At 31.3% G+C, this 13,110-nt stretch carries 15 protein-coding genes and 1 pseudogene; 3 read left to right on the forward strand and 13 right to left on the reverse strand.

Annotated features, from left to right (window positions below; all coding sequences use genetic code 11):
• Positions 1-11 precede the first annotated feature (11 nt).
• Positions 12-248 carry a YuzB family protein gene (locus CD032_RS06335; protein ID WP_019469672.1) on the reverse strand — a complete coding sequence of 79 codons (237 nt, stop codon included), beginning with the start codon at positions 246-248 and terminating at the stop codon, positions 12-14.
• 435 nt (positions 249-683) lie between these two features.
• Between CD032_RS06335 and CD032_RS06340 the strand changes: the two genes are divergently transcribed.
• The gene (locus CD032_RS06340) at positions 684-1,748 is read left to right on the forward strand and encodes an NAD(P)/FAD-dependent oxidoreductase (protein WP_019469673.1); all 1,065 of its coding nucleotides are present in this window, start codon (positions 684-686) and stop codon (positions 1,746-1,748) included.
• A 92-nt stretch (positions 1,749-1,840) separates the two neighbouring features.
• Here CD032_RS06340 and CD032_RS06345 read toward each other — a convergent pair whose 3' ends face one another.
• Positions 1,841-2,152 carry a YuzD family protein gene (locus CD032_RS06345; protein WP_019469674.1) on the reverse strand — a complete coding sequence of 104 codons (312 nt, stop codon included), beginning with the start codon at positions 2,150-2,152 and terminating at the stop codon, positions 1,841-1,843.
• 106 nt (positions 2,153-2,258) lie between these two features.
• Between CD032_RS06345 and CD032_RS06350 the strand changes: the two genes are divergently transcribed.
• Positions 2,259-2,501, forward strand: coding sequence for a NifU family protein (locus tag CD032_RS06350; protein ID WP_019469675.1), 243 nt, complete (start codon positions 2,259-2,261; stop codon positions 2,499-2,501).
• A 163-nt stretch (positions 2,502-2,664) separates the two neighbouring features.
• On the opposite strand, the gene dltD is transcribed toward CD032_RS06350, so the two are convergent.
• From dltD to CD032_RS06390, 8 genes and pseudogenes are all read right to left on the reverse strand, one after another.
• Positions 2,665-3,810, reverse strand: a complete 1,146-nt coding sequence (dltD, locus tag CD032_RS06355) for a D-alanyl-lipoteichoic acid biosynthesis protein DltD (RefSeq protein WP_103211275.1) — start codon at positions 3,808-3,810, stop codon at positions 2,665-2,667.
• Positions 3,807-4,043 (reverse strand): D-alanine--poly(phosphoribitol) ligase subunit 2, encoded by a 237-nt coding sequence (dltC, locus tag CD032_RS06360; RefSeq protein WP_019469678.1) that lies wholly within the window; start codon positions 4,041-4,043, stop codon positions 3,807-3,809. The genes dltD and dltC overlap by 4 nt, the downstream gene beginning before the upstream one ends.
• Positions 4,044-4,060: 17 nt before the next feature.
• Positions 4,061-5,275 carry a D-alanyl-lipoteichoic acid biosynthesis protein DltB gene (dltB, locus tag CD032_RS06365; protein WP_019469679.1) on the reverse strand — a complete coding sequence of 405 codons (1,215 nt, stop codon included), beginning with the start codon at positions 5,273-5,275 and terminating at the stop codon, positions 4,061-4,063.
• Positions 5,272-6,735 (reverse strand): annotated as a pseudogene (gene dltA / locus CD032_RS06370) (D-alanine--poly(phosphoribitol) ligase subunit DltA). The gene dltB and the pseudogene dltA overlap by 4 nt, the downstream one beginning before the upstream one ends.
• A gap of 14 nt (positions 6,736-6,749) precedes the next feature.
• Positions 6,750-6,896 (reverse strand): teichoic acid D-Ala incorporation-associated protein DltX, encoded by a 147-nt coding sequence (locus CD032_RS06375; RefSeq protein ID WP_019469681.1) that lies wholly within the window; start codon positions 6,894-6,896, stop codon positions 6,750-6,752.
• A gap of 434 nt (positions 6,897-7,330) precedes the next feature.
• Positions 7,331-8,290, reverse strand: a complete 960-nt coding sequence (locus tag CD032_RS06380; protein ID WP_064264629.1) for a 2-hydroxyacid dehydrogenase — start codon at positions 8,288-8,290, stop codon at positions 7,331-7,333.
• 10 nt (positions 8,291-8,300) lie between these two features.
• Entirely contained in the window at positions 8,301-9,080 is a 780-nt protein-coding gene (gene nucF, locus CD032_RS06385; RefSeq protein ID WP_019469683.1) for a 5' nucleotidase NucF, read from the reverse strand.
• A 6-nt stretch (positions 9,081-9,086) separates the two neighbouring features.
• A complete protein-coding gene (locus CD032_RS06390) occupies positions 9,087-9,521 on the reverse strand; it encodes a DUF86 domain-containing protein (protein ID WP_019469684.1) in 435 nt (144 codons plus the stop codon).
• Positions 9,522-9,666: 145 nt separating this feature from the next.
• Here CD032_RS06390 and CD032_RS06395 point away from each other — a divergent pair, with 145 nt between their 5' ends.
• The gene (locus CD032_RS06395; RefSeq protein ID WP_019469685.1) at positions 9,667-9,933 is read left to right on the forward strand and encodes a DUF3055 domain-containing protein; all 267 of its coding nucleotides are present in this window, start codon (positions 9,667-9,669) and stop codon (positions 9,931-9,933) included.
• A gap of 275 nt (positions 9,934-10,208) precedes the next feature.
• Here CD032_RS06395 and CD032_RS06400 read toward each other — a convergent pair whose 3' ends face one another.
• From CD032_RS06400 to CD032_RS06410, 3 genes are all read right to left on the reverse strand, one after another.
• Complete coding sequence (locus CD032_RS06400; protein WP_103211276.1) at positions 10,209-10,592, reverse strand: YutD family protein; 384 nt, start codon at positions 10,590-10,592, stop codon at positions 10,209-10,211.
• Between the two features lie 171 nt (positions 10,593-10,763).
• A complete protein-coding gene (lipA, locus tag CD032_RS06405) occupies positions 10,764-11,693 on the reverse strand; it encodes a lipoyl synthase (protein ID WP_019469687.1) in 930 nt (309 codons plus the stop codon).
• An 81-nt stretch (positions 11,694-11,774) separates the two neighbouring features.
• The gene (locus CD032_RS06410) at positions 11,775-13,094 is read right to left on the reverse strand and encodes a bifunctional metallophosphatase/5'-nucleotidase (protein ID WP_019469688.1); all 1,320 of its coding nucleotides are present in this window, start codon (positions 13,092-13,094) and stop codon (positions 11,775-11,777) included.
• Positions 13,095-13,110 lie beyond the last annotated feature (16 nt).

The raw sequence follows: 13,110 nt of genomic DNA on the forward strand, positions 1-13,110 counted from the left end.
AAATTACCTCCCTAAAAAATCCATGTTTCTTCTATATGTGAATAAATATTTTGTAATAAGTCGTCTGGTGATTCTCCTTCAACAATATCACCGTTTACTAATGCATACAAGCCACTTGAGCAAATACCACAATTTTGTAAACAACCATATTCTAAAACATCTACACCTGGATCATTTTCAAGTTGATTATATACATAATCTCCACCTTTCGCTAAATTCGAAATGCAGAACTCAACTATTGGATTCATATTACACCCTCTCAATTAATTATCAGTTTACCAATTATAACAAAATCACACCGTTTTTGACCAATTACTAGCTTATATTATTGATTCATCTGTTTTGCCATTTTTGTTACAAATAAATTAAAACAAAACTGTTTTTCGTATGAAATGTCATTAACACAATTTTTTTATATTGTTATAATCATATTGCATTTAAAAGATATATATTTACAAATTACAATTCATCATGTTTATTTGTAGAAGTATATAAAAAAGCATATAATATATCTAAGTAAGCTTATTATGAAATTGGTATTTCGTTCAATGAAGACGAATATGATTTAACCAAATTATATTTATTGACTTACATTGACGACAATAGATAAAAATATTATTTATGAACAAAAATAATATTTTTATCAAATTGCTCAATACATTTTTACTAAAGGGGTATCATAAATGAAAAATTTAGTACTATTGGGTGGCGGATACGGAAATATGCGCATTATGTCTCATATTTTACCATCTGCACTTCCTGAAAATTATTCTATTACATTAATTGATCGTATGCCTTATCATGGTTTAAAACCAGAATTCTATGAATTAGCTGCTGGTACTAAATCAGACAAAGATATTCGTATGAATTTCCCTGATTCAGAACGTATCAATATTGTGTATGGAGAAATTAATGATATTAATTTGGAAGATCAAATTATTTCAGTTGGCAACACAAAAGTAGATTATGATGAATTAGTTATTGGACTTGGTTGCGAGGACAAATATCATAATGTTCCAGGTGCTGCAGAATATACGCACAGTATCCAAACGTTATCAAGTTCACGGGAAACATTCCATCATATTAGTGAACTACCAAACGGAGCAAAAGTTGGTATTGTAGGTGCAGGTTTAAGTGGTATCGAATTAGCGAGTGAACTCCGTGAAAGTCGTAAAGACTTACAAATATACTTATATGATCGTGGAGAACGCATTTTACAACGTTTCCCTGAAAAATTAAGTCGTTATATAGAAAATTGGTTTAAAAAGAACGATGTAACAGTAGTACCAAACTCTGATATTAATCGAGTGGAACCTGGTAAGATTTTCAATAATGATGTACCTGAACCATTAGATTTAATCGTTTGGACTGCTGGAATCCAACCTGTGGAAATTGTTAGAAATTTACCAATTGATATTAGTAGAGACGGCCGTGTGATCCTTAACCAATACCATCAAGTTCCAACCTATAAAAATGTGTACGTAGTGGGAGACTGTGCAGATTTGCCTCATGCACCTAGTGCACAACTTGCTGAAGTGCAAGGAGATCAAATTGCTGATGTTATGAAACTACAATGGCAAGGCAAGCCTCTACCAGAAAAAATGCCAGAACTTAAAGTTCAAGGTTTCTTAGGCTCTCTTGGCGATAAAAAAGGGTTTGCCTACATCATGGACAGAACAGTTACTGGTCGTTTAGCTTCAATTTTAAAATCTGGTGTGCTATGGTTATACAAATATCACAATGGATAAATCTTAAACAAAAATAATAAAGACACGTCTTCATATACTTTACTAACATGTATTAAATGTATATGAGCGTGTCTTTTTTCTAAATGATTAAATTAATCTGCATCCATAAATTGAGTGATATCTCTCAATTGTACATATCCATCAGAAACATATTCATCATTCATTGTTACAAGTGGATAGAACAATTCATCCTCCTGAATACGCTCAATATATTGTTGATCATGATCAGTTAAGTTTTCAGTATCCTTCTCGATATCGATATAAGTAAATTCAAATTGTGTATCTGGATACTTTCTTTTGAGCAATGGTTGCAGCCAATCAAAAGTATTTCGAGCAGTTGGTGCGTTAACACAGCTGGCACAAACAACATCTGCACCATAAACGACTACACTTACTTTATTCATTTTAACTATCCCCTTTTGTCTTGATTGATAGATTTTTCTTTATATATCTATTATAATAAAAAGATAGACAGAAAATGAAATAATATACTTGAAAGGAGGCATTTCCATGCCAACTGAAAACGTAACAATGTTTGATCAAGTAGCAGAAGTAATTGAAAAACTACGTCCATTCTTACTACGTGATGGCGGCGATTGCTCGTTAGTAGATGTAGAAGATGGCATTGTTAAGCTTCAATTGCACGGTGCATGTGGTACATGCCCAAGTTCAACAATCACATTAAAAGCAGGCATCGAACGCGCTTTACATGAAGAAGTACCTGGAGTAGTAGAAGTAGAACAAGTATTCTAGTTGATCAACTTATATATAAATTAAACAACAAAAACGTCAAATTTTATAGAATTCTTTGTTTATGAATCTGTTATATGATAATCGATTCATAACAAAATGCACTTTCATGTTCAATGAAGGTGCATTTTTATATTCAAATCATTCACGTTCAATTTTAAAACAACTATTTACCCATGTGTTGCGCAATATGTTCACTAATATAAACCCAGCCTTTCCATCCTATATGGACCGCATCACTGATAACATATGGTTCATAATCTTTATCTGTCATATCATAAATTTTCCCGCCACGATTAACAACAGTTTCCGTAATTTTGTTATACACTTTCTGACGTTTTTCTTTATTTACACCTATATGATCGTACCATTTTCCATTTGATGGAAGACTGATATACTCAATATCAGCACCAGCTTCTCGCATAGTATCTACCAATAACTCCAAATCTTTAAATTCTGGAGAATTACTATTAAATTCATAATCTCTGTTCACTTTACGCTTATGTTTTTTTATTAATTGCCAATACTCATCTCTAATTTTAAACATATTTGATTGTGAATGTTTAGCGCCATATTGTACAGCTTTATTGTGAAGCATTTTCCAACTTTCATTTTGCGCTGTTACTGGTTTAATATCTTCTAGCTCAGTATTTGAAAGTGGGAAATTCGACTTTATCGCTTCAATTTTTTCAAATTGATTCATTTTAAACGGTGATAAATATTGGTCTTTACTGTTGGTTTTACCTTTAGCTACTTTTTCTAAATAGTTTCGGTTTTCTACATTTTTAAATCTCAATAAACGCTTTGCATAACGTTGTTTAAGCTCTGGACTTAAATGCTTTTGATTAAACATACGATTCAATTGTGCTTTAGATATACGTGCATCAAAATTTTTATTAGTTAATCCATGGTCCGTAAACCATTGTGGTGATATGATAAGTGCCATTTTCTTTCCTTTTAAATAATCATATTGTGAAGCCAATTCTACAGCATTAACCAAATCTGTAGAACCACCTGTGCCAATTAGAAATGGTTGTTTAGCATACGTATTTTTGTTGCGCAATAACATGGACGGATTAAATGGATCATCTTTTCCAAGTTCACTAGAACCATAAATAGGATAAAAATCATTCGATTTAAACATTTTCTCTTGTATTAGCGTACCTTTTAACACTTGATCTGACAGTGAAGTGCGTTGATTATCTATAGTTTTGGGAGTAATTAATCCGCTAAACCAGCTAGAAGGTAATATTAAGAAAATCCCAAATAAGCATAGACTGATAATAATTGGAATAAAATGTTTTAATTTCATTTTAGTTCTTCTAATGCCGTTACAATCTTATTAGGCGTTGCCCATTCATCTCTGTCAAAATCCATAATTGAAACTTCTATATCTAATTTATTTTGAATTTCTAATAATAAACCAACCGTTTGAAATGAATCTATAATACCTTCTTCAAATAATTCAATGTCAGGATTTTCTTTCACGATATTATTTTCAGTTACTTCAGCTAATAGATCTAACACTTGTTCTTTAAATTCCATTATAATTCCTCCTCATTTTAAAAAAGTTTTCCAGAAAAAATCAGAAAACCGAATGTTACAAAGTGAAACGTTACAACAATACTTAAAGCAGTTGTAAACTGGTTCTGCCAACGTGGACGATGGTTTTTTCTCCATTTTTCATAATAGCCATATCCAATAAATAATGCTGCATGGTACAAACCATACACAATATAATAAATTTCAATACCATGCCAGATACCCATTATTAAAAAGTTTAAGAAAAATGCTATATTCGACATTGCAAATTGACTTTTCAGTAATTTTTTCTTTGACATAAAAAATAATGAACGCATATAAATACAATCCCTAAACCAGAATGAGAGTGACATGTGCCATCTATTCCAAAAATCTTTAATGTTCTTAGCTTTAAATGGTTGGTTAAAGTTTTGTGGGGTATGGATGCCATAAATATAACTAAATGCTATCGCAAATAGTGAATAACCGGCAAAATCAAAAAATAAATATAAACTATAAGCATACATATATAGCCATTTTGTGATAACACCAGAAAAATTCGACATTAATGGATTAATTGCAAATGTTTGTATTAAATAAGCAATAATGTATTTATATAAAAATCCGAGCATGATGTAATGTATTGCTTTGACTAATAAATGACTATAGTCACTTCCACTCAGTATTTTATTGTCATCTTTGACAAAACGTTTGTAACGATCAATCGGCCCTGAAGAAATGGTTGGAAAAAATGATATAAACTGTACGACTTTCCAAAGTCTTACCTCTTTGATTGAACCATCTCTAATTTCCATTAATAGTTGAACACTTTTAAATGTTACATATGAAATACCTAAAAACCCTATAAATTCAATAACTTTACTCTCATGAAGTTTTAACTGTGCAGTACCAAACCACGAACTTTGCATAACTTTAACAACAATCAATGGCAAAATAGAGAGAAAAATAACCGATATAAATTTTGTTGTTGTATTATTTTTAGCTTGAGAATGCCAATAATATATAATAATCATCACTTGCCAAATCAGATAAAGTATAAAATTTATCAATTCTAAACTTAAATACGTTTGTCCAAATAGATTATGCTTAGTCGATGAAAATATTAATATAATCATGACGGCTGTACTAAGACCATTATAGATTCTGCTCTGTTTGCCCATAAATCCTAATATAATAACTGGTAACAAAATTGCTAATGCTATAAAAAAGAATGTAAAATCGCTATATGGAATCATTTTAATATAGCCTCTGCAATCTTCTTACGATCTAATTTCCCATTCATTGTAAGCGGTAATTTTTTCATATATATTATCTTTTTGGGAATCATATATTCAGGCAGTACAGGTTTTAATTCAGTTTTGATATCATGTGTCAAAGTTTGAACATCTTTTACCTCGTCACAATGATTCAATATTACTGCTGCATTTAAATGAGTAACTTTGTTATTTTTATAAGTTGGTACAACAATCGCATCTCTAATCTTTTCTAATTTGCGCAATTGAAATTCTATTTCTTCTAATTACATACGATAACCGTTTAATTTAATTTGATAATCTATTCTCCCATTTATAAACCATTGATTATCAATAAATTGTGCTTTGTCACCAGTGTAATAAGATTTCTGACCGTCTATTTCGTTAAATACTTTTTTAGAACGTAGTTCGTCTTTGACATATCCTTTACTTACGCATTTCCCTGAAATAATAAGTTCGCCTTCATCGGTCAAAGATAACTTCGTACCCGGCTGCGGTAATCCTACTGGTAAAGGATTGTACTGATTTATCACTTCTTCTGTAACTAATATACTTGTAACTGCTACAGTAGCTTCTGTAGGACCATAAGTGTTGTAAATATATGCAGATGGGAAACGTTGCAGCAATAGTTTTGCAGTTTTATTTGCCAATATCTCGCCGCAAAAGAAAAATTCCTTTAAATTACTGTAATATGTTTCTGTTAAGCGAGGTAACATGAGACACATTTCCATAAATGAGGGTGTAGATACCCATACATTTATTTTTGATTCTTCTAACATTTCATTTAATAATTTTGGTTTATTAATCATTGTTTTATCAACTAAGTTCAAAGTTCCAGCAGTCATTAAACATGGATATATAGACATGACAGATAAATCAAATGAAAAAGGTGCTTGATTTAACCATTGTTGATTTGAACCAACTTGATTAAGTTCTAACATCCAATTTGTAAAAAGATTGAGGCTCTCATAACTGATTTGTACACCTTTGGGCTCTCCAGTAGAACCTGATGTGAAAATAGTATAAGCAATATCTGAATCTTTAATTTTACTTACTATGTCTTCATTTTGTTTTACGCTTGTTAATAACTCTTTTGAAATAAAGGAAATATCCTCAATTTCTAGTTGTTCATCAGTAGTATTAAATATATATTGAGGCTCTATTTTATTTATAATAGATAGAATACGATCTTGAGGGATAGAAGTATCTAGGGGGACATAGCCACAACCTGCTTTCATACTACCTATCATTCCCACAATCATAAACGGGGACATGTGCCCATATAAAATTAGTGGTGTTTTAGCATCTTTCAATAGGATTGCAAGTTTATTAGCAAAGCAATTGAGCGCTTCATATGTCAGAATTTCGTCATTATGTTTAACTGCAACTTGATTTGGGCAGTTTTCTCCATGCTCTATTAAAGTTCGAATGATGTCTTTCATGATAGTCTCCTTAATTAAAATTCATTGTAAATAAAGTTATTGTGTGTATCTCCTGTACCATAAATTAAATATAATGCAATTAATATAGCTAAATACATTACTATCAATAACCACGGTTTGAATTTTTGTAAAGCAGTACGTTCTTTATCGTTTTTTTGCATATTTCACCTCTAGCATTTATGTAAATTTACCATTAACCATCTTCATTAAATTATTTTTTATATTTTACACTTTATTGTATATAAATTATTCAACTTTTTCACCAATTAATTATACAATTTTTCCTACGTCATTACAATTAAATATTTGTGCATATATATAACAAAACTGTTAGATAGAATATAAATAAATAGAACGCTATTTTAAAAATTAAAAAAATACACATTAAATTCTTTTACAAAAATTTAATGTGTATTCATCAAATCAAGATATAATAAGCCAATAATGCAACAATCACAGTTATCATATGCGGCAATCTCTTTTAGTAATCATGCAAATTTAAATAACTGACCTTCATTGTAAATATTTCTAAAAATCAAGCTACTCTTCATTTGGGTTAACCAAATAATGAGTCGCTTGAAAAGGTATGCGTAATTTATACTACAGGTGTCTTAGGTTCTTTTTCACTTAACACTAACTTTATATTATCTATACAAAGTTGTATCATTCGGTCTCTTGTTATCACCGATGCACTTCCAATATGTGGCAGTATTGTTGCATTGTCCCTTGAAAGTAATGGATGTTTCATATCAATGGGTTCTTCTCTTAAAACATCCAATCCACATGCTTTAATTTCACCGTTTTGTAAAGCTTTCACTAATGCTTCCTCATCAACGACAGCACCCCTACCGATATTGATAAAAATCGCATCATTTTTCATCATTTTAAATGCCTTATCGTCAAACTTATCACGTGTTTCTGCAGTTAATGGTACCGTACAAATCACAAAGTCGCTCTCTTTTAATAATGTTTCAAATGAAACGTATAATGCACCAAGCGCTTCTTCATCATCTTTATGTCTAGTTCTGTTATGATACATAATATTCGTATTGAAACCTTTTAGACGTCTCGCGAATGCTTTTCCAATATCGCCCATACCATAAATACCGACATTAGCATGATATAAATCTTTACCGGCAAATAAATACGGTCCCCAACTCTGCCATTCACCATTTTGAACATAAGTTTCCGCTTCGACTACACGTCTTGCTACTGCAAGCATCAAAGTAAAGCCTAATTCCGCCGTTGTTTCAGTTAAAACACTTGGTGTATTCGTCACAACAATACCCTTACTTTGCATCAAATCAACATCTATATTGTCATAACCTACTGCCATGTTTGCTATGACTTTCAGGTTTGGTGCAGCTTCAATAACTTCTTCATCCATTGTTTCACTTAATGTCACAAAACAAGCTGTTGCGTCTTTTAAAGCTGTTAAAAATTTTTCTCTTGGCATAGGGGTCAACGATGCATCCCAAACTTCTACTTCACCGATGTCCTCTAATTGTTTGATAAATTTCTGTGGAATTTTTCTACTTACTACGATTTTTTGCATTCAATCACTCCTAAACTTCGAGTTCTTTGATTACCTCGTTTAAATCTTTAAAACTATATGTTGGCGGTATTGCTTTTTGGTTTACATCATCTAAAGTTGATACACCTGTTTGAACATGTATTGTATCAACATTAACATTGATTCCAGAAAGTATATCTGTATCATATAAATCACCTATCATTGCAACTTCAGAACAATCTAATCCCAAAATCTCTAAGGCTTTATTCATAATAATGGGTTCTGGTTTACCAATAAATGTTGGTTCAACACCTGTAGATACTGACACAACACTTGTAATTGCGCCATTACCAGGTAAGAATCCACGTTCTTTTGGAATGGATACATCTTTATTTGTTGAAATGAATTTTGCTCCATTTCGAACACCTAGCGTAGCCGTTGCTAATTTTTCATAAGTTACAGCTTCATCCAAACCAATAACTACATAATCTACAAACTCATCATCTTTTATTTTTAAATGATGTTGCGTTAACGCTTTTTCTAAACCAGTGCCACCTAACATATAGATTGAGGCACCTGGTTGTTCATCAGCAATATATTCTGCAGTTGCCAGTGCTGATGTAACTACTTCATCTGCTGTAGCATCAATTCCCATCACTTTTAATTTTTCTGCTACTTCTGATGGTTCTTTAGTGGAGTTATTCGTGACAAATAAATGAGGTATTTGATGCTTGTTTAAGTATTCAATAAACTGTGCTGCGCCATCAATTTTTTCATTTCCTTTGTACATCGTACCATCCAAATCAATGAGATATGCTTTGTACTGTTTCATCAAAAATTACTTCTCTCCTTTTTGACCAAATGCTGTTATAGGTACATTTTCATTATTCAAAAATTGTATTACCTCATCGATAAATTGTTGATAATAATCAAGTGCTTTATCAAAAAGTGGTTTTAATTGAATCGTATCAAGTTCATCATAAAAATGAACGAATTGCTTTCTGACATCAACAGTTTGGTTAACATTATTTTGAGTATCTTTAGAAATTACATTTTCTAATTCTAAAATATCAATGACATCTTTATAATTTCCTGGATCTCTCAAAATAAAGCCATCAATGATCATATTACCAATATCTACTGATGATTCAATCAACATTTGTGAAATTCTTTCAAATGCATAGTGATTATCTCTATAATCTGGATAATCATTAACTAATTGTTGTAAATAGTTTAATTTTTTATCTAACTTTTCTTTATTAACAAAATACATCTATGTCACCCCTATCATTCTCATCATACCACACCTTTGCAGTCGAATTCATTTATGGTTATACTGTAAATTAAGACTTTTTAAGTTCATTGAATGATTCGAATGATATAAAACTTTAATATCTCAATGATGAAAGGGTGTTTTTATGATAGATATGTATCTTTATGACGATGATGAATCATCACAGGTGCAATTTGTAGGTTTCGTCGGAGAATTTAGTCGTTATGATTTAATGCTCATACAAACTGATCGTCACTTTGGAAAAACAATTGTTTTAAACATGCAAACAAATAAATTTGGCATTATTGGTACAGATGATTTAGAAGAAGAAGGATACATTGCTTATATTTTAGGTGTAACTGAAAATGAAGGTAATGAAATCACTGAATATCTCAATCAAGTCATACAATAATTGCTATGACAAACGCACAAGTTCAAATTAGTATTAATGGCCAAAATACAGTTCGTTAAAAATTATTTCTATGTCATATTATTAATTAAATCGATGCACATGATAAGACACAATGTCATTGAAAAAGGCTGAGTCATTTACGATAATCAGCCTTTTTTATTTAGCATCTGCTAAATTTATAAAAAAGCTACTATTCATCACCCGTAACTCCTCGGTTGAATAGCAGCCTAACTTGTTTTTTAATATTAAACTGGCGCTAAATCTACATCAACTTATTATTCTGTATCTTGAATCGTTGGTTGAATTTTAACATCTTGTAATTTATTTTCTTCAAATGATATTAACGTATTTTCATCTTCTGTTTCAATTTGAGATTGAATTTCATTTTCTGGAACTTTTCTGAGAATAAAATACGGACACCCAAAGTTGCAGTATTCTAATAAATAATCTTGAATTGTGGAAAAACGCTTACTTAATTCAGCTTTCTTATTCGAATCTTTATAGAATCCTTTTAATCTTAATTGATCATATCCAAAATCTCCCACAATATAATCATACTTATCTAAAATATCAGCGTAACGATTTGCAAATAATGTTTCATCAAAACATTCTCTATAATCTTCTATAATTTCAAAATAAAAACTATTAACTTTTATCATTATACTCACCTAATCTAATTTTCATTACTCAATTTAACCATACATTGTCTGTCTTTAATAGGTTAGTAATCAATTTTTATTATTTCTAATAAAAGACTTAGCCCAAAGTGAGTTAACGCGCATCGTTAATATCCCTAATTGAACTAAGTCTTTAAATACAATATCTATATTTTAACTATTAGAATCTGTATTAAGTTTTTCTTCACCTAGACGATGTCTTTCTTTTGCCGCTTCGTTTACTTGCTCATCTGCATGATAAGAACTTCTCACAAGCGGTCCAGCTTGGCAATGTTTGAAACCTTTATCCATTGCTACTTTTCTTAATTTACCAAATTCTAAAGGTGTATAGTATTTTTCAACTTTTAAGTGTTTACGTGAAGGTTGCAAATATTGACCAATAGTCAAGATATCTACGTCATTCGCACGCAAATCATCCATTGTTTCATAAATTTCTTCGTGAGTTTCACCTAGTCCTACCATTAAACTAGATTTTGTTGGTATATCAGGTTGTAATTCTTTAGAACGTCTTAAAAATTCTAAAGTACGGTCATAAGTCGCTCTAGCACGAACTCTTGGTGTTAAACGACGAACTGTTTCAATATTATGGTTTAAAATATCTGGTTTTGAAGCCATTAACGTTTCTAAAGCTTCAAAGTCACCACCCATATCAGATGGTAATATTTCTATTGAAGTGTAAGGGTTACGCTCACGTACTTTACGGACTGTTTCAGCATAAACATTTGAACCAGCATCTCTTAAATCATCACGTGCAACCGCTGTTATAACAACATGTTTTAAATTCATTAATTCAACAGATTCTGCCACACGCTCTGGCTCATCTAAATCTAACTCATTAGGCAATCCGGTTTTAACCGCACAGAAACGACATGCACGCGTACAAACTGCGCCTAAAATCATAAATGTAGCAGTACGACGTTCGCCCCAACACTCATGTATGTTTGGACATTTTGCTTCTTCACACACTGTATGTAAGTTCTTTTCTCGCATCATTTTCTTAAGACCAGTGTAGTTTTCGTTAGTATTCAGTTTTATTTTCAACCAATCTGGTTTACGTAAAATTTCTTCATTTTTAGTAGCCATAACCGCACAATTCCTCCTGATTTCAAATCTGTAATCATTATAACGAAAATCGGATTAAATTAAAACGTAAAATGTAATATTTTAATATTCGAGCATTTTTTCTTTGTAAATATCTCTTAAAAATTCTGGCATTAAGTAATCTATAGATTGTTCTTTTAACGATGGGAAATAACGACCAAATGTATACATATCAACAGTACCTAACACATAAATTTTATCGTCTTCAATTTCTTCTCCATTGATGAAATATCTTGATTCTGATTCTATTAATCCTAAATTATATAATATATAGCCACCAAAAATATCTCCTCTAAAACCTAAACCTTGTGCATGTTCATGTAGATATTCTTGTTTTTGACTTTTAATAATTATATTTTTTAATTCCAGACCATTTAAACGGATACGAACGGCATTGATAGGATGAGGTAACATTTGATGAATATCAAACTCTGTCATTTGATTCGCTGAGATACCTTTTACAATCAATCCTGCGTTAATGATTGTACAATCAGCATTTGTAAATTCAAATACACTTTCAGCTAACATATAAGAAGTCTTTGTTATAACATCTGTTCTTCTTGGTAATTCAACTGGTCGATTAATAATTGGATCGCTTAATAGTGCTTTACCTTCACTTTCGAAATGTGTTTCAACCTCAGGTAAAGTATCTACTGGATAAATCACCGCTTGCTTATCTACCACTCTATTACGGTCTATTTCCAATGTCACTTCACCTAAAAAATGACCATATTTACCTGCAGCTGCCATTAATACACCATTATTCATTTCTCCATTTTCAAAATAATGATGTGTATGACTCCCTAGTATTAAATCTATTTCAGGAATTTCTTGGCATAATTTCTCATCAAAGAACACGCCTACATGGCTCATAATAATCAATAAATCATAATCGCCTTCGTTCGCACTGATTTCGTCTTTAATAGCTTCTAATGGATCGGTAACAACCCAATCCAACGCTCTATAAAATGGTGTGAATGGCGCAGTTGCTGCAACAAATAAGATGCTCACACCTTCAATTTCCTTAATGATTGATGATGTGATATTGCGCGGTAAGTCACCCTGTTCGTCAAAAACATTTGCACAGGTTACATCAAATTTTGCATTGTCATAAAGTGTATTTAATGCATCATGTGAAATGGTCATACCTTCGTTATTACCAATTGTTGCTATATCACATCGTGCTTTATTTAATAGTTCAACATTTTTTATTCCCATAGTAGCTTCTGTAACAGGTGCAGATAGATCTACATGGTCTCCAATATCTAAATAGAGCGAGGGATGATTTAATTTTGGTATCTCTTGAGCTAAATATTCGGAAATGCGAGCATACGCATGCAAATGACTATGGATATCATTTGTATGATAAATAGTTAATTTCACCTTGGTTCCCTCCTCT

Source organism: Staphylococcus cohnii subsp. cohnii, from assembly GCF_002902365.1.
Taxonomy (GTDB): domain Bacteria; phylum Bacillota; class Bacilli; order Staphylococcales; family Staphylococcaceae; genus Staphylococcus; species Staphylococcus cohnii.

What these genes read in the sequence shown, in the direction of transcription:
- CD032_RS06335 (WP_019469672.1), bottom strand. Translation starts at nt 248, where the DNA reads ATGAATCCAATAGTTGAGTTCTGCATTTCGAATTTAGCGAAAGGTGGA.
- CD032_RS06340 (WP_019469673.1), top strand. Translation starts at nt 684, where the DNA reads ATGAAAAATTTAGTACTATTGGGTGGCGGATACGGAAATATGCGCATT.
- CD032_RS06345 (WP_019469674.1), bottom strand. Translation starts at nt 2,152, where the DNA reads ATGAATAAAGTAAGTGTAGTCGTTTATGGTGCAGATGTTGTTTGTGCC.
- CD032_RS06350 (WP_019469675.1), top strand. Translation starts at nt 2,259, where the DNA reads ATGCCAACTGAAAACGTAACAATGTTTGATCAAGTAGCAGAAGTAATT.
- dltD (WP_103211275.1), bottom strand. Translation starts at nt 3,810, where the DNA reads ATGAAATTAAAACATTTTATTCCAATTATTATCAGTCTATGCTTATTT.
- dltC (WP_019469678.1), bottom strand. Translation starts at nt 4,043, where the DNA reads ATGGAATTTAAAGAACAAGTGTTAGATCTATTAGCTGAAGTAACTGAA.
- dltB (WP_019469679.1), bottom strand. Translation starts at nt 5,275, where the DNA reads ATGATTCCATATAGCGATTTTACATTCTTTTTTATAGCATTAGCAATT.
- CD032_RS06375 (WP_019469681.1), bottom strand. Translation starts at nt 6,896, where the DNA reads ATGCAAAAAAACGATAAAGAACGTACTGCTTTACAAAAATTCAAACCG.
- CD032_RS06380 (WP_064264629.1), bottom strand. Translation starts at nt 8,290, where the DNA reads ATGCAAAAAATCGTAGTAAGTAGAAAAATTCCACAGAAATTTATCAAA.
- nucF (WP_019469683.1), bottom strand. Translation starts at nt 9,080, where the DNA reads ATGAAACAGTACAAAGCATATCTCATTGATTTGGATGGTACGATGTAC.
- CD032_RS06390 (WP_019469684.1), bottom strand. Translation starts at nt 9,521, where the DNA reads ATGTATTTTGTTAATAAAGAAAAGTTAGATAAAAAATTAAACTATTTA.
- CD032_RS06395 (WP_019469685.1), top strand. Translation starts at nt 9,667, where the DNA reads ATGATAGATATGTATCTTTATGACGATGATGAATCATCACAGGTGCAA.
- CD032_RS06400 (WP_103211276.1), bottom strand. Translation starts at nt 10,592, where the DNA reads ATGATAAAAGTTAATAGTTTTTATTTTGAAATTATAGAAGATTATAGA.
- lipA (WP_019469687.1), bottom strand. Translation starts at nt 11,693, where the DNA reads ATGGCTACTAAAAATGAAGAAATTTTACGTAAACCAGATTGGTTGAAA.